12 protein-coding genes are annotated in these 16,439 nt (G+C 67.0%); 2 read left to right on the plus strand and 10 right to left on the minus strand.

All coding sequences use genetic code 11. From position 1 onward, the window contains the following. Positions 1–100: 100 nt before the first annotated feature. From FJY73_11275 to menB, 4 genes are read right to left on the minus strand one after another with little or no spacing between them, the layout of a single operon-like run. Entirely contained in the window at positions 101–1,495 is a 1,395-nt protein-coding gene (locus FJY73_11275; protein MBM3321246.1) for an AMP-binding protein, read from the minus strand. Continuing rightward, positions 1,492–2,535: an O-succinylbenzoate synthase gene (locus tag FJY73_11280; protein MBM3321247.1), complete on the minus strand. Its 1,044-nt coding sequence runs from the start codon at positions 2,533–2,535 to the stop codon at positions 1,492–1,494. Before FJY73_11280 ends, FJY73_11275 begins: the two co-directional genes overlap by 4 nt. 53 nt (positions 2,536–2,588) lie before the next feature. Then, the gene (locus FJY73_11285; GenBank protein ID MBM3321248.1) at positions 2,589–3,506 is read right to left on the minus strand and encodes a 1,4-dihydroxy-2-naphthoate polyprenyltransferase; all 918 of its coding nucleotides are present in this window, start codon (positions 3,504–3,506) and stop codon (positions 2,589–2,591) included. Next, entirely contained in the window at positions 3,503–4,333 is an 831-nt protein-coding gene (gene menB, locus FJY73_11290) for a 1,4-dihydroxy-2-naphthoyl-CoA synthase (protein MBM3321249.1), read from the minus strand. Before menB ends, FJY73_11285 begins: the two co-directional genes overlap by 4 nt. A gap of 156 nt (positions 4,334–4,489) precedes the next feature. On the opposite strand from menB, the gene FJY73_11295 reads away from it, so the two are divergent. Beyond that, positions 4,490–5,971 (plus strand): aminotransferase class V-fold PLP-dependent enzyme, encoded by a 1,482-nt coding sequence (locus FJY73_11295; GenBank protein ID MBM3321250.1) that lies wholly within the window; start codon positions 4,490–4,492, stop codon positions 5,969–5,971. A 254-nt stretch (positions 5,972–6,225) separates the two neighbouring features. On the opposite strand, the gene menH is transcribed toward FJY73_11295, so the two are convergent. The 4 genes from menH to FJY73_11315 are packed head-to-tail and all read right to left on the minus strand — an operon-like array spanning position 6,226 to position 11,859. Then, the gene (menH, locus tag FJY73_11300; GenBank protein MBM3321251.1) at positions 6,226–6,999 is read right to left on the minus strand and encodes a 2-succinyl-6-hydroxy-2,4-cyclohexadiene-1-carboxylate synthase; all 774 of its coding nucleotides are present in this window, start codon (positions 6,997–6,999) and stop codon (positions 6,226–6,228) included. Next, complete coding sequence (gene menD, locus FJY73_11305) at positions 6,996–8,789, minus strand: 2-succinyl-5-enolpyruvyl-6-hydroxy-3-cyclohexene-1-carboxylic-acid synthase (GenBank protein MBM3321252.1); 1,794 nt, start codon at positions 8,787–8,789, stop codon at positions 6,996–6,998. The genes menH and menD overlap by 4 nt, the downstream gene beginning before the upstream one ends. Next, on the minus strand, positions 8,786–10,192 hold the full coding sequence (locus FJY73_11310) for an isochorismate synthase (GenBank protein MBM3321253.1): 1,407 nt from the start codon (positions 10,190–10,192) through the stop codon (positions 8,786–8,788). The genes menD and FJY73_11310 overlap by 4 nt, the downstream gene beginning before the upstream one ends. An 11-nt stretch (positions 10,193–10,203) precedes the next feature. Beyond that, positions 10,204–11,859, minus strand: a complete 1,656-nt coding sequence (locus FJY73_11315) for a carbon starvation protein A (protein MBM3321254.1) — start codon at positions 11,857–11,859, stop codon at positions 10,204–10,206. Positions 11,860–12,048: 189 nt separating this feature from the next. Here FJY73_11315 and FJY73_11320 point away from each other — a divergent pair, with 189 nt between their 5' ends. Next, positions 12,049–13,332: an NTP transferase domain-containing protein gene (locus FJY73_11320; protein ID MBM3321255.1), complete on the plus strand. Its 1,284-nt coding sequence runs from the start codon at positions 12,049–12,051 to the stop codon at positions 13,330–13,332. A 132-nt stretch (positions 13,333–13,464) separates the two neighbouring features. On the opposite strand, the gene FJY73_11325 is transcribed toward FJY73_11320, so the two are convergent. Both FJY73_11325 and FJY73_11330 read right to left on the minus strand, forming a co-directional pair. Continuing rightward, positions 13,465–14,472 carry an SGNH/GDSL hydrolase family protein gene (locus FJY73_11325; GenBank protein MBM3321256.1) on the minus strand — a complete coding sequence of 336 codons (1,008 nt, stop codon included), beginning with the start codon at positions 14,470–14,472 and terminating at the stop codon, positions 13,465–13,467. 245 nt (positions 14,473–14,717) lie between these two features. After that, positions 14,718–16,439: glycosyl transferase family 51 (locus FJY73_11330; protein MBM3321257.1), on the minus strand; the 1,722-nt coding region annotated here is incomplete at its 5' end.

The following is a 16,439-nucleotide window of genomic DNA, read 5'->3' on the forward strand; positions in this document are numbered from 1 at the left end:
GCGGAAACCAAGGGGACGGAGAAGTAGCGCCGCGCGAGGAGAAAGACGGGACCGGCGGAGCGATCGATCCGCCGGTCTTTCTCTTGCCGCCCCGGCGCGCTCACGACCGGAACGGCTCGAGAAGCGGAAGGGCGAGGGATCGCGTCCTTTCGCGGTCGATCTTTCCGGTCGGCGAGAGGGGAAGGCGATCGAGGCGCGCGATTCTCCGAGGGCGTTTGTGCGGGGCGAGCGATGCGGCGAGATGCGCGGCGAGGGCCGCTCGGTCGAGAGCCTCCCCATCGACGACGATCGCCGCGGCGAGAACGTCTCCCCACGTTTCGTCGGGAATTCCGAACACGCACGCCGCGCGCACCCCGGGGAAACGCTCGATTTCCGTTTCCACCTCGCGCGGGCTCACGTTCTCTCCGCCGGTAACGAGCATCTCGTCCGATCTTCCGAACACATGCACGCGCCCCGCCTCGTCGATCGCCCCGAGATCTCCGGTGTCGAACCAGCCGCCCGCGAGAAAGGGAGAAGCCTCGGGCTCCGCGGAAACATACGACGTGAAGAGCATCGGCCCGCGAACGTAGATCCGCCCGCCCTCCGCACGGAGCTCGGCCCCCGGGAGCGCGCGAGCGACCGGACCCGCGGGCCTCGTCCCGTAAGGCCAGGCCGCGACCTGCGAGCAGGTTTCCGTGAGCCCGTAGGTCGGATACGCGGGAATCCCGCGCTCCCAAGCCTCGTCGAGGAGCGCGGACGAGAGAGGACCGCCTCCCACGAGCACCGCCCGAAGAGACGAAGGAGGCGAGCCGCGCGGCGCGATGTCGAGAAGACGGCGCAGCATCGCCGGGACGACGGAAAGAAGCGTCACGCGCTCCTTCTCGATCGCGCGCCTGAGGCGGTCCGCCGCGAAGGACCCGGCGAGAACGACCGCTCGCCGCCCGAGAAGACAGCGCGTCACGATCGAGAACCCGCCGACGTGCGCGAGAGAGAGCGCGAGCGCCCAGCGGTCCTCCTCCTCCCAGCCGAGGTTCGCCGCGCTCGAGGCCGCGCTCGCCGCGAAGGCGGCCCGAGATAGGACCACGCCCTTCGGCCTTCCGCTGGTCCCTGACGTATGAACAATCGCGAGAGGGCGCCCGTCGTCCGGCGGAGGCTCCTGCGTTCCGAAGGGAGGGCTCTCCGCGCGCGCCTCGGGGAGCGGCCCTTCGATTCGAACAACCGGCCCGCATCGCTCCAGGATCGACTCCTGCTCGCGCTCCGCGAGCGTGTCGCGAAGGGGAACGGCCGGGATCCCCCAATCGATCAGCGCGTAGATGAAGGCGATCGTCTCCTTTCGCGCGGACGCAAGGAACGCGACCGGCCGCGCGTCTCCCGGCCGGAGCCCGCGCGCCGCGAGCGCGTGGAGCGCGGCGTTCACGAAGGGGAGGAACTCCTCGAACGTGTATGCAATTTCGCCCGCGACGAGCACGGTTCGGTCCGGCGCCTCGCGCGCCGCCCGAGAGAACGAGAGGCTCACGGAATCGTCTCCGCCGATCGAACGCCGAGTCCCGCGCCCCCGGAGCGTCGGATCTCCTTCTCGCGGATTTGCGGCACCGCGATCTCCGGCCAGACCGAAAGGCCCGCGTGCCGATCGAGGCCGCACGCGAGCGGCTCGGCGGGGAGCGCGAGGGCGAGCTCCGCTGCGGCCGCGAGGGCGACCGGCCCGTCGAAGAGATGGGTCACGACGAGGCCGGCGTTTCTCGCCTTTCCGATCCTTGCGATGCGAAGGGTCGGAAGGAAACCGCCGAGCACCATCGGCTTCAGGACGAAGACTCGGCACGCGGGGACGAGGGAGAGCCGCTCGGCCGCGCCCGGGAGAGCGAGCGTTTCGTCCGCCGCGAGAGAAACGGGCGAAGGCCCCATCTTGAGGAGGAGATACGGAATGACCGGCTGCTCGACGAACTCCGGCTCGAGCTCGGCGAGCGCGCGAAGACGGTCGTTCGCCTCGGCGAGGTCCCACGCGCCGTTTGCGTCGAGCCGCATGCGAAGCGAGCTTCCGAACGCGCGGCGGACTCCCCGAAGAAGCTCCATCTCCTTGTCGAAGCGTCCTCGCCTCCCGATCTTGAGCTTCACCGTGGAGATCCCACGCGCCCTCGCGGCGCGGATCTCCTCGACGAGCGCGTCCGGCTCCTCCTCCTGCGCGAGGGCCGCGAGAGGGATCGCGCGGTCCGGAACCTCCTCGCGGAAGAGGGCCGAAATCGGCTTCCGCTCCTCCTGACCCGTGAGATCGAGAAGGGCCGTCTCGAGCGCGAAGCGGGCCGCCGGCGCGCGCGGGTCGACGAGCCTCGCGGCCGACTCGAGCCAGATCTCCAGCGGATCCTCCGGATCCCGCGCGGGAAGATCTTCGAGGGAAAGAGACGCGAGGGTCTTCTCGCAACGATCGACCGTGTCGGTCGAGAACCCGGGGAGCGGGCTCGCCTCGCCGAGACCGAGGCGCCCTTCCTCGTCGTAGAGGCGAAGAAGAACGCCCTCCCTCTCGGCGTGGGCGGCGCGCGCGCTCCACGCTTTTCCGCGCACGGGTCCCGCGACGCGCTCGACTTTCTTCCCGACAACCTTCACCGTTCACATCCTCACGACGGCGCCGCCCTCGCGATTCCGATCGAGAAGAGAACGCCGTGAAAGAAGAGAAGCCTCGCCGTGTTCTTCAGGGCGCGGTTGAGGGCGGGCCCTTCGATCGACGTGAAGACGACCCGCGCCGTTCGCCAGGCGAAGGGGATCGTCGCGAGCGGGAGAAGGACCCACGCGGAGAAGCCGGGAGCGCCGGCGAGGGCCGCCGGAACCGCGTAGGCGGCGAGAAGGAGAACGCCGTACTCGATCCGCCCCGCGCGCCGTCCGAATCGGGCGGCGATTGTCTTCTTCCCCGATCGCCGATCGGTGTCCGCGTCGCGCACGTTGTTCACCACGAGGATTGCCGTCGCGAGCGAGGCGACGGGAACCGAAGCGATCCACGCGACGGGCGGGACGGCGCGCGCCTGCACGAACGCGCTCCCCGCGACCGCGACGAACCCGAAGAAGACGAAGACGAAGAGATCGCCGAGCCCGCGGTAGCCGAGCGGATAGGGGCCTCCGGTGTACGCGATCGCCGAGGCGATCGAAAGAAGGCCGATCACGACGACCGGCCAGCCGGCGGCGGCCGTGAGGTACGCGCCGACGGCGAGCGCGAGCCCGAAGACGACCGCCGCGCCCGCGCGCAGGGCGCGAGGAGAGAGAAGGCCCGACTGCGCCGCGCGCGTCGGCCCCAAACGATCCGGCGTGTCCGCACCCTTCTCGTAATCGAACAGATCGTTCGTGATGTTCGAGCCGATCTGGAGAAGAAGCGCGCCGGCGAGCGCGGCCAGCGCGGGACCAGCGCGAAAGCCGCCCGCGCGGATCGCGCACGCGGTTCCGACGAGAACCGGAGTCGCCGCGGCGGTGAGCGTGGCCGGCCGAGAGGCGAGAAGCCACGCGCGCACGCCGCCCGGTGCGACGGCTGCCTCGGAACGGCTCATGGGAATCGCCGAAACTTTCGGAAGTCGGGATCGCGTTTCTCGACGAACGCGTTCCTCCCTTCCTTCCCCTCCTCGGTGAGATAGAAGAGAAGGGTCGCGTTCCCCGCGAGCTCCTGAAGGCCGGCCTGGCCGTCGCAGTCGGCGTTCAGCGCAGCCTTGAGGCAGCGGATCGCAGTCGGGCTGTTTTTCAGGATTTCCCTGCACCACTGAATCGTCTCTTCTTCAAGCTTCTCGAGCGGAACGACCGCGTTGACGAGACCCATCGCGAGCGCCTCGCGGGCGCCGTACTGCCGACAGAGGAACCAGATCTCGCGGGCCTTCTTCTGCCCGACGATGCGGGCCATGTACGCGGCGCCGTATCCGCCGTCGAAGCTTCCGACGCGGGGGCCGGTCTGGCCGAAGCGGGCGTTCTCAGCGGCGATCGTGAGGTCGCACATGAGATGGAGCACGTGCCCTCCGCCGATCGCGTAGCCGGCGACCATCGCGATCACCGGTTTCGGCAGCGTGCGGATCTGGCGCTGAAGGTCGAGCACGTTGAGGCGCGGGATGCCGTCGGCGCCGACGTAGCCTCCCTCGCCTCGGACCTTCTGGTCGCCGCCGGACGAGAACGCCTCCGTCCCCTCGCCGGTGAGAACGACGACACCGACCCGTTCGTCGTCGCGCGCGTCCGCGAACGCGCGGCTCATCTCGCTCACCGTGAGCGGGCGGAACGCGTTCCGCACTTCCGGACGGCGGATCGTGATCTTCGCGATCCCCTCCGCCGCCTTCTCGTAGCGGGTGTCCTGGAAGTCGAAACCGGGAACGAGCTCCCAGAAGGCAGGATTCATCTCTCTCCCTCTCTCCCGGCCGGAGCCGGCCTTCGCGGCGCGGACCCGGACGGGCTTCACGTTTCGCTCGTAGGTTACCACAGCTCGCGCGGCGTTCTTCAAGAGCGTGGCGCGCGCGGTGGGTCCTTGTTACGATTGCGGCGAGGAGCCGGAGGTATGGCGCGAGAAGACGACATCCGCCCCGAGGAGACGCTCGACCCCGAGGATTGGGAGTCGATGCGGGCGCTCGGCCGCCGGATGCTCGACGACATGCTCGACTACGCCAGAACCGTCCGCGAGCGGCCTCCGTGGCGGCACGCTCCCGACGAGGTCGAGGCGCGTTTCCAGGCGCCTCTTCCGCTCGATCCGTCCCCCGTCGAAGAGGTCTACGAAGAGTTCCGCACGTTCGTCCTCCCCTATCCGGTCGGCAACATTCACCCGCGCTTCTGGGGATGGGTGCACGGAACGGGAACCGTGCTCGGCGCGTTCGCCGAGTTCCTCGCCGCGTCGATGAACCCGAACACCGGCGGCCGCGATTTTCACAGCGCGATCTACGTCGAGCGCCAGGTGATCGATTGGCTGAAGGAGATCGCGGGTTTTCCACGAAACGCGAGCGGCCTTCTCACGACCGGCTGCTCCGCCGCGAACCTGATCGGGCTCGCGGTCGCTCGGAACGCGAAAGCGGATCGCGACATGCGGAAAGAAGGACTTCAGGCATGCCGGCGCCGAATGACCCTTTACGCCTCAGAGGAGATCCACAGCTCGGTCCAGAAATCGGCGGAGCTCCTCGGGCTCGGAAGCGACGCGCTCCGGCTTCTTCCGGCCGGCGCCGACTTCCGGATCGACTGCGGCGCGCTCGAGGAGGCGATTCGGCGGGATCGGCGATACGGACATCTTCCCTTCTGCATCGTCGGAGCGGCGGGGACGACGAACACGGGGGCGATCGACGACCTCGACGCGCTCGCGGAGATCTCTCGCGAGGAGAATCTCTGGTTCCACGTGGACGGCGCGTTCGGGATGTGGGCGGCGCTTGATTCAGACCTCAAGAATCTAGTCCGAGGAATCGAGAAAGCGGACTCGCTCGCGTTCGATCTCCACAAATGGATGTACATGCCCTACGACATCGGCGGAGTTCTCGTGCGCGACGAAGAGGAGCATCTTCGCACCTTCGCGCTCCGGCCCCCGTACCTCGCGCACGGCGAGGGCGGGCGAGGTCTCGCGGGAGGCGGCCTCCCGTGGTTCACCGACTACGGCTTCGAGCTCTCGCGCTCCTTTCGCGCGCTGAAGGCGTGGATGTCGATGAAGCACCACGGCGTCCGCAAGTACGCGCGTCTCGTGCGGCAAAACGTCGAACAGGCGCGGTATCTCGCGAGGCTCGTCGAGACGGCGCCGGAGCTCGAGCTACTCGGGCCGGCCGCGCTCAACGTCGTTTGCTTCCGCTTCGCCCCGCCCGGCACAGGCGAAGCCGCGCGCGATCTTCTCAACGAGCGGATCGTCGTCGAGCTTCAGGAGCGGGGAGTCGCGGTCCCCTCCGGCACGAGGATCCGCGGCCGCTACGCGATCCGCGTCGCGAACACGAACCACCGCAGCCGCCGCGAAGACTTCGACCTCCTCGTGCGCGAGACGATTCGTATCGGGGAAGAGCTCGCGGGAGGATAGGAAACGCATACCGATCTTGCGCCATTCGGTTCGTGTCCCCGCTTTCCCGTGGTTAGCTGGGGATGTCTACGGCGGGTCCTGCCGGCGGCTGTCCATGCGGCGCCGTCACCCGCCGTGGCCGCGCCCTCGCACCGGGAGAAACCGGGTTCGCAACTCATCTCCCCTATTTCCCGGCGGCGCAGTTGTGGCGCCACAGTTGTGGTGCCAGGCAACGAATCCGGACCGGTTTCGCATGCCGGCGCTGAGGTCGGAAATCAGAAGATCCCGGCCAGGAATGCTGGGTTTTCGACGAGAGGGTTGTGCCCCGTGGAAGGAACGACGATGGTTTCCGCGCGGGGGATCGCCTTCTCCATCCGCCGCGCGATCGGGAGGAACTTCGCGTCTCGTTCGCCGGCGACGAGGCGGACCCTCGCGGTGATGCGGGGGAGCTCCGGCCAGTAGCTCGGCATCGCTGCGAGCCCGAGAGAACGAAGAGCATTCGCGAGCGCCTGCGGATCGTGCGCGAGGCGGATCGTGCGTTGACTTCGCTTCGCTTCCTCGGGGAGCGCGCTCTGCGTGGCGAAGATCGGAAGCGCCTCCCACCTCGACACGAACTCCTCGATCCCCCGTTCCTCGAGAAGGCGCGCCCACGACTCGTCCCACGCCGCGCGCGCCGTGCGTTCCTCGTCCGATTCGATCCCGGGGTTCGCGCCGATCAGGATCGCGGAGGAGACGAGCTCCGGGCGGCGCACGAGAAGACCGAGGACGACGCGCCCGCCCATCGAGTATCCGGCTACCTCGCACGGCGTTTCGATCGAGTCCTTGAGGTTCGAAGCGATTGCGTCGAGCATCTCCTCGAAGCGGGCGCCTGGCGGCGCTGAGAACGACGGATCGTGGCCGGGAAGAACGAAGGTCGCGATCGTGCGGCCCGGGGGGATTCGCCGGACGACGTCCGCCCAGCTCTCGCCGCTCCCCGCGAAGCCGTGAACGAGAACGAGCGGAGCCCCTTCGCCGCGCCGCACAATGCGAAGAGGAACGCGCGCGCTCACCGCGCGGCGTCCGTCTCGGATCGAAGGCGCCGGTTCACCGCATCGATGAAACGCGCGTGCTCGGCGGCCGCGCCGCTCGGGGGGACGACCGCCTCGATCAGGGTCGTGCCGCCTCGCGCGTGCGCTTCCGCGAGCGCTTCCCGGAGAGAGGCTTCGTTCTCCGCGCGCCGGTAGTCGAGATTGAAGAGAAGCGCGGCGTGGGCGAAGTCGAGCCCGTGCGGCGTCGTCCAGAGCGCGAGCATCTCCGGATCGACATCGCGACATCCTGCGATCGGAAGCTGCTCGAAGATGCGGCCGCCGTCGTTCTGCGCGACGACCACGACGAACGGACTCTCGAGATCGCGCGCGGCGGCCAGACCGGTGAGGTCGTGAAGCAGCGCGAGATCTCCGAGATAGAGCGTGGCCGGTCCTCCGAAGACGCTCGCCGCTCCGGCGGCTCCGGAAACGAGCCCGTCGATCCCGTTCGCTCCCTTTTGAGACCAGACCAACGTGTCCGTCATCCAGCCCGGGCAGTAGCTGTCGACCTCCCGGATCGGAAGGCTGTTCCCGAGCGCGAGAAGAGATCCGCGCGGGAGGGAGTCCACGATCGCCCGCGCGAGCGCTCCTTTTGTCAACGCATTGCTGCTTTTGGTTTCCTCCTCCGCCACGCTCCACGCAATCCGATCTGCCGCGGCGAAATCCTCGGTCCACTGCGTCGCGCGCAGCCGGCCGATGTCCATGAGCGCGTCCCTCGCGGCCGCCGCCGTCTCTTCGACCGCGCCGATCACGATCGACGCCGCTCGGTTCGTCGGATCGTTCCAGCCGTACGGCGCGAGGACCGCCCGCGGGCAATCGGGAACGCGCCGGAGAAATCGCTCCCACCCCTTCGACGTCGGCGGGAGTCCGATCTGCACGATCGCCTGCGGCGCGTGGCGAGCCGCGAACGACTCCGACCGGAGAAAGACGTCGAACGCATCGCATCTCAAGGGATTCGCTTGACCGGTGAAGCGAAGCTGGCTCGCCCCTTCGGCGAGCAGAGGATAGCGAACCGTCTCGGCGAGCTCTTCGACCGCGCGCCGCGCCCCGGCCGCGGCGATCGGCCCGGGCCCGCACACGATGAGACCCCTTCGAAAGCGCCGGCAAAGCTCGGCGATCGCGTCGACTCCCGCGTCCCCCGGAACGGCCCGCGGCGGATACGGCGCCGGAAACGGTTCCGCGCAAATCCTTTCGATCCGCTCCCGAAGGCGCGCGTCTTCTTCGTTCGGTTCTTGAGGCTCCAAAGGTTTTCGGAACCAGGCGTTGATCTGCACCGCGCCGGGAAGGGGGAATTGCGAGGCGAAGACCGCCTGCGCCGCTTTTCTCCGGAGCCCGCGAAGGCCTTCTTCCGTTCCGTCCGGGAGGCCGATCTCGAAATAGGCGCGCGCATGCGAGCCGAAAAGGCGAACCTGATCGATCGTCTGCGGCGCGGCGTTTCCGTGAAGCTCCGGCGGACGGTCGGCCGCGAGGACGACGAGCGGCGCGTGCGAGGCGCTTGCCTCGATCGCGGCGGGATACATGTGCGCTCCCGCCGTGCCGGACGTGCAGACGAGAAGAATTGGGCGCCCCGCGGTCTTCGCCGCGCCGAGCGCGAAGAAAGCCGCCGATCGTTCGTCCGGTATTGCGCGAAGGCGAAGATCCTTCTCTCTCGCCGCGGCGAGAACGATCGGTGTCGACCGCGAACCCGGGCTCACGACCGCCTCTCGAATCCCCGCGCGCACGAGGCTCTCCACGAGAAGCGCGGCCCACTCGATGTGAAGGTTCGCCGCGCTCAATCGACGACTCCCAGCGCGCGCAGAAGCGGCCTCTGCTTCGTGCGCGTCTCTTCGTGCTCTCTCGACACGTTCGAATCGCGAACGATCCCCGCCCCCGCGTACACGTACGCATTCCGCCCGCGCAGCACCCCGGATCGGATCGCGACCGCGAGATCCCCGTTCCCCTCTCCGTCGAACCAGCCGACCGGCCCGGCATACCATCCTCTCCGGTGGGGTTCGTTCTCCACGATCCAGCGGACCGCGTCCGACGTCGGGACGCCGCCGACCGACGGCGTCGGGTGGAGTACCGCCGCGAGATCGAGAACGTGCGTCTCGCGCGACAGCACGCCTTCCATCGGCGTGTGCAGATGAAGAACATGGGGAAGCTCGCGGATCTGCGGCCGCGCGGGAACTCGAAGCTCGGAGCAGAGCGGTTCCAGCTTCCTGCGGATCGCCTCGACAACGAGCTCGTGCTCCCCGAGGTCCTTCCGGCTTTCAAGAAGTTGGATCGCGCGCATGCGGTTTCCCTCCGCCGTCGCGGCGGCGTCGATCGACCCGGCAAGCGCTTCCGTCGCGATCTCTCTCCCCCGCCTTCGCACGAGCCGCTCGGGAGAAGCTCCGAGGAGAACGGTCTCGCCCCTCTTAACGAGAAAGCGATGGCAGTCCGGGTACGCCCTGTCGAGCCGGTCGAACACGGCGAGAGGATCGATCGCTGCGCCGAGATCGAGATCGGTTCGGAGAGCGGCGACCACTTTGGAAAAGAGGCCCTCCTCGATCCCCCGGCGTATTCCTTCCACGAGCGCGCTCCACTCCGAGAGGCTCGTCTCGCTCCGCGCCGCGCAGACAGCGGGCGTCTTCTCTTCGGGAGTAATTTTCGTTTCCCCTTCAAGCAGATTCGACAGCTCGACCAGATACGCATCGATCCTCGCGAGATCTCCTTGGCCGCGGAGGGCGAGAGAGAGCCAGGCCCCGCTCTCCGTTCGCCCGTAGCACCAGCGCGGGAGGAGGAAGGCGCCGTCGGGGAAATCCTCCCACGGCGTCTCCGCTCCCTGTTCCGCCTCGAAGGCGAGCCCTCCGAAAAGCACGGGAGGCGGCGCCGAGCATCCGGGAGCGCGGATCTCCGCGAGCGTCTTCCAGAGAGAGGTCGATCGCTCGCGAAGACTCTTGAAGCGATGCTCCCCCTCGCCCGCGATCGCAAATGCCGCTCCGACCCCCGCGATGCGCGGCCCTTCCGGCGGGATCCAGAGGAACGCATCGCGCGAGGGACATGTCCGGAGCAGAAACGAAAGCGGCGCCTCGGGCGCGGGAATCGACAGCACGACCGTTTCGGACTTGTCGAGCACCGAGGCCGCCGTCGCTTTCAGGAGATCGCGGAGAGCCGAGAACTCGGAGGGCCCGATTCCCTTCGGCGTCGAACTCTTCATGTCATGGCTTTTCACGGCCGCTCCCCCGAGGCGTGTGTCGAGGCCGCTTGCGGCGGGGCCGGCTTCCGAAACGCGCGCGCCGCCTGAATCACGAGAAGGACCGCGAGCGCGAAGAGAACGACGGAAACCGCGCGCACGATCGGCGCGGTCTTCCCGGAGAGAACGAGCATGGCGATCGCCCACAAGGTCATGACCACCATGAAGATCGTCGGAAAGAACGTGAAGAGCGCCTTCTTGCCGCTCCTCCGAAGCCAGAGCGTCACGACGACGAGAGCGAGCCCCGCGAGGAGCTGGTTCGTGGCGCCGAACACCGGCCAGATCGCCTGCCACGCGGGGACCGGGTTCCCCTCCGCATCCCGAAGCGAGACGAACACGAAGACCGCGGGAAGAAGAAGCGAAACGAAGGTGCCCGCGAAGCGCCCGAGCACTCCCGAGAGTCCGAAAAGCTCCTGAAAGATGTAGCGCGCGATGCGCGTGCAGGTATCGAGCGTCGTGAGAAGGAACGTCGAGAGCGCGAGAAATCCGAAGTGCGTCCCCATCTCCGCCGGAACGCCGATCGCGGAAAGGAAGCGCCCCATGCCGCCCGCGAAGACCGCGGTGGGCGGCGCGGAGTCGAGGCCGGCCTCGCGGCCCAGCATCATCACCGTTCCGAGGGCGATCACCGCGAGAACTCCCTCGACGATCATCGCCCCGTAACCGATTCGGCGCGCGTCGGTCTCCCGACGGAGCTGCTTCGACGAAGTCCCCGACGCGACGAGCGAATGAAATCCGGAGCACGCACCGCACGCGATCGTCACGAAGAGGATCGGGAAGAGCGGACCGATGCGCGTCTCGAAGGCGGTGAAAGCCGGATACGCGATCTCCGCCCCGCCGGCCAGAATGCCGACGACGCCTCCCGCGACCGCCCCGTAGAGAAGGAACGACGAGAGATAGTCGCGCGGCTGAAGCAGGATCCAAACCGGCGCGATCGACGCGACCGCGCAGTAGACGAGCAGAACGAGATCCCAGCTCCGCTTGGCGTCCCCTCCGATCGGCGGGAGCGAGGCCGGAACGATCGTCCCGAGCCAGAGAGCCCCGGCGAGGAGAGGAAGGAAGAGAGCGGTCGTTCTCCCGAGCGGAGCGCGGAAACGGACGAGAAGAAGGCCGAGAAGGAGCGCGAGGAAGATGAACACGATCGACGAGGTCGCGACTCCCCCATCCTCGGCGAACGTCGCCGACGTCAGATCGAGAAATACGATAAGCACGTAAACGAGCGTGAGCCAGATGAAGATGAGAAACAGGAGATAGCCCGCGCGGCTCATGTGGATGTTGGCGATCTCGGCGATCGAGCGCGCGCGATGGCGGATCGACGCGACGAGCGTGGAGAGATCGTGCACTCCGCCGATGAAGATCGAGCCGATCACGATCCAGAGGACCGCGGGGAGCCATCCGAAGGCGAGGCCGGCGATGATCGGACCGACGACGGGCCCCGCGCCCGCGATCGAGGAGAAGTGGTGTCCGAAAAGGACCGGCGCGCGCGTCGGAACGTAGTCGATTCCGTCCCGCATCGTCTCGGACGGGACCGGGTTCGCATCGTTCAGATCGAATCGGCGCGAGAGGAACGCGCCGTAGATCCGGTAGCCGAGAGCGAGCGCGGCAAGAGCGACGAGAAAGAACCAGGCGAGCAAGACCGTCTCCTCTTCGCGATAGGGCTCCTTTCAGAATAGGCGCGATGGCGGGGCCGGTCAACCGGCGAGACAGCCCCGGCGGTTCTCCTCAATCATGCTGGCCGAGCGCGTCGGGGAAGACGCTGCCCGGCGCTCGGTTGACAGCCGCGCCGCTTTGTGTTGAATTGGGAGCTGGTGCGGAGGCTTGCGATGCATCCGAGCGCGTCTGTTCTTCAGCGGGTCGTGACGGTGATCCTCGGCGGCGGCCGCGGCACGCGCCTCTATCCCCTCACCGAGCGGCGCGCGAAACCTGCGGTCAGCTTCGGCGGCAAGTACCGCCTCATCGATATCCCGATTTCCAATAGCATCAACTCGGGAATCCGGAAGATCTTCGTTCTCACGCAGTTTCTTTCCGCGGGGCTTCACAGCCACATCACGCGGACGTATCGGATGGACGGCTTCTCGCAGGGGTTCGTCGAGATTCTCGCCGCGGAGCAGACGCCGACGCGAAAGACATGGTTCCAGGGGACCGCCGACGCGGTTCGCCACGGTCTTCGCTACTCCGCGCGCACGCCGCACGATCACGTGCTCATCCTCTCCGGCGATCAGCTCTATCGAATGGATTTCGCCGACATGCTCCGCACGCATCTCGACTCGCGCGCAGACGTGACGCTCGCAGCCACGCTGGTCGGCGAGGAGAACGTCCCGCGCATGGGCATCCTGCGGATCGACGCGGATGGGCGCGTCGTCGGGTTCGTTGAGAAGCCCGAGTCGCCGGAAACGCGCGAAACGCTCGCCGTTCCCGAAATGGTGCGCGGCCGCCTCGCCGCGCGGCCCGGAGAGAAGCGGCATCTCGCGTCGATGGGGATCTTCCTCTTCCGGCGGCAGGCGCTCTACGATCTCCTCGCCGACGGCAAAAGACAGGACCTTCCGCGAGAGGTGATTCCCGCCGCCTTCGAGCGTCTCAAGGTCGTCTTCCATCCGTTCGACGGCTATTGGGAGGACGTGGGAACGCTGCGCACCTTCTTCGAGGCGAACCTCGATCTCGCCGGACCGATGCCGAGGTTCGATCTCTACGATCCGGTGAACCCGCTCTTCTCGCGCTACCGGAACCTCCCCGCGGCCAAGATCCAGAACACGCATCTCGATCGGGCGCTCGTCGCGGAGGGCGCGATCATCGAAGGGGCGAGCCTTTCGCGCGTGGTCGTCGGCCTTCGAAGCGTCATCCGTCCCGGCGCGACGATTCGGAACTCGGTGCTGATCGGGAACGATTTCTACGAGAGTGAGGAGGACGGAGGACCGCGCCGCCCCGAGATCGGGAGAAACACGCTCATCGAGACGGCCGTGATCGACAAGAACGCGGTGATCGGCGAAGGATGCGTGATTCGCGACAAGACCGGCGCGCCCGATTCCGACCATCCGCTCTACACCGTGCGCGACGGCATCACCGTCATCCGGGACGGCACGGTTCTCCCTCCGGGCACAATGATCTAGATTCAGCTTCCGGATATCGCGACATACACCATTGGCTTCATTCCAACAGAAGCTCGACTGGTGTCTTCTCGGCCGGGGCCCGGGGCAAGGGGGCGCCGGAAGAGACATCCCGGCCGCGCGTTTCCGTCGCCGTCAATCGACTCGCGCCCCTTCCAGTACGGAGACGATCGCCTCCGCGGCCACGCGGCATCCTGCGGCGTTCGCATGCAGATTGTCCACGAAGAGATCGCCCTCGGCTTCGAGAAAAGGCCCCACGAGATCGATGAGAGGAACGCGCTCTCTCTCGCCTACCTCGGCGACGATCCGCTGATAGGCGAGGAGCGCGTCGTTCTTCTCCTCCATCTGTTTCCGAAACGGCCAGATGAGAAAGAGGACGGGAACGTTTCTCTCCGCGCAGAGATCTCGAATCTCGACGAGAGCCCGGTCGAACTCCCTGGGCGAGAGACGCGGCCTCTTCTTCGTGTTCTCGGTCGTTTCGGTCGCTCGCACCCCCGCGACGACTTTCCGAAGCACGAGGTAGGCCCGGCTTGCGGCGAGCGGACCTCCGCTTCTTCCGGCGGCCAGCGCGCGCGCGACCTGCATGTCCGAGCGAGAGCTCCATTCCGACGCGTCGTTGAACCCGAACGAGGCGATCACGAGATCGGGGCGTAGAGCGAATCCTCGCGTCTCCAGGAAACACTTCCCTTGGTACGACGAGTATCCAGGAACGCTCGCGTTCATGACGAGCACGTCGCCGCCGGTCGATCGGCGGAGCATCTCCTCGAGACGGGCGGGCCACGTCTCCTCGTCGTCCACCCCGATCCCGAACGCGCAGGAGTTCCCGAGAACAAGAACGCGGAACTCTCGTTTCTCCCTCGGAATCGGGCGCGAGCGGAGACCGATCTCATTGGTTGATACCTCAAACGTAACCGGATAGCGCCCGATCGTTCCCGAGATCCTTTCGGAATCAAGATTCGGTTTGAGCTTCCAGAAGAGGTCCGGGTCCGGGTCGAAGAGATCAATCATCCCTGGAAGGCCGAGGACCCGGATGAGATCCTCGTGCTCCTTCCGGACAAGATCGTCCTCGTGCGAGACGAACAAGCGGGATCCGATCTCGAACAGCGCGAGCGTGCACGCGCACACGAGAACCGAGAAGAACACGTTCTTGCAAAAGGGGGCGCGTGCGGGCCTTTCGAATTCGGAGGGTCCGGGATAAGAAGCCATGACACCGCCGCTCGGCCGCGACCGACGGGGGAGGCGGCGCGGTTGTCCGCCGGACCCGCTCGCCGCACGAGTCCTTCGGGATCCGAGCGATCGCTGGAAGTCGCCGAGAGGCGGCGCATCCGGCGGCTTACGGCAACAGTTTATCATGAACGAGCGCGTGTTGTACAGGCGCAAGCAAGCGGTTATGAAAGCGGGGGAGAGTCTCCCTCGGCCTTCGACGCGTCCCCGCCGTCCTCGAGCAGAGGTTGGATCACCGGCGCGAGAAGCTTCAAGACATGCACCGGGAGCGTGCTCGTGAAACGGTACTCCCCTTCCTCCGGCTTCTCGACGTAGGCGACGACTGTTCCGAAGAAGCGGTCCCCGATCAAGAAGACGAACGACGCCGTCCGGCTCATGATGACGGAATCGATGAGCGCGCCGCCCGCGCCGTAAGTCTTATGCCGGTTGTCTCCGGTCCCCGTTTTTCCGCCGACTTCCCAGGTCCTTCCGTCGCTCGACGCGAACGCGCCGCGGAGCCTCCGCGCGGTCCCTTCCTCCACCACACCGATCAGCTCGCGGCGGAGACAATCGGCCACCGGCGGCGAAAGTACCCGCTCTCCCATCGACCGGCGATCGCCGGAAAGCTTCGTCTCGAAGGGGGTCCCTTCCGCGAAATGCAGCTCGCGTACGCGCGCCGTCGGAAAGCGAACGCCGCCGTTCTGGATGATCCCAGCGAGCTCGGCGAGCGCCGCGGGGCGATCGCCGGAGCTTCCGATCGCGGTCGCGTACGAAGGGACCAAGGAGCCGAACGGATAGCCGAGCCGTTTCCATGAACGGTGAATTTCCTGGAACGCCTCCATCTCGAGAAGCGTCCGGATGCGTTTGTCCTGTTTGTCTTTCTCGTGCGTCCGAAAGAGCCACTCATAGACGGCGAGGCGTTCATCCTTGCTCGCTGCGATCGCCTCGTCGAGGGTCGCCTCCGGATTGCGCCGGAGATACGCGACCGTCCACACCTCGAGCGGGTGGACACGCGCGACGAAGCCGCGATCGACAAGCGAGATCGCGTCCCCTGCGTAGCTTTGATGGAGCCGGAGGATCGTCGCGTCGGGGAGCTTCGATTGCGGAAGGTTCCCGCGAAGGAACGACGCCAAGTCGTCCACGCCCGCCTCCGGAACCGCTCCGCAGTAGAGGGCCGCGAGGCGCGACGGGGAAAGCTGCCTCCCCTCGATGAGGAGCTCGAGCGCCTCTTCCGCCTTCTTCTCCTTATACTTGCCGTGGAACCGCCGGATGAAGATCCTTCCTTCCCGATCCGCGAAGCGCTCGAGGTATTCCCTGCGCCGAGGATCCGCCGCGTTCTCCAAGACCTCCATGCCGCCCGGTCCTCGATACTTGAAGTACTCGACGACGTCGCCCATGAGCCGGATGAAGACGAGGTTGACCGAGTGGCGGAAAGCATCTCGCACCGAGTAGACCTTGTCGTCGTCTTCCGGATTGAAGTTCGAGAAGTGATGAAGCCCTCCGCCCGTGAAGAAGCCCTCCCCGGGGCTCGCCGAGTAGCGGCGCTCAAGAGCCGCATCGAGCATCGCCTCGAGGCTCGTGTCCGAATCGGAGGCAAGGTAGCGCGCCGCCCATCTCGTCAGCGGATCGTTCTTCTCGATCGCCTTCGCGCGGAGAGAGTCTCCCGGCGGGGAGGTCAAGCGTTCGCGGAGCTCCGCGACGACCTCAAGGTACGTCGCCAGCGTCCGGAGCTTCGCCGAGGAGCCGAGCTCGAGCTGCGTCCCCTCGTTGATGTTGAGCGGCTGGTTCAGGTTGTCCGCCTGTACGCGGAGGAGGTTCTCCCCCTCTCCCTTCTCGTAAATGGTCACGCTATAGATGATGCGTGAAGGATCTCCTTGGTCGAGGAGCCGAAAAGCGTCCAGGCCCGC

Source organism: Candidatus Eisenbacteria bacterium, assembly GCA_016867715.1.
Lineage (GTDB): Bacteria > Orphanbacterota > Orphanbacteria > Orphanbacterales > Orphanbacteraceae > VGIW01.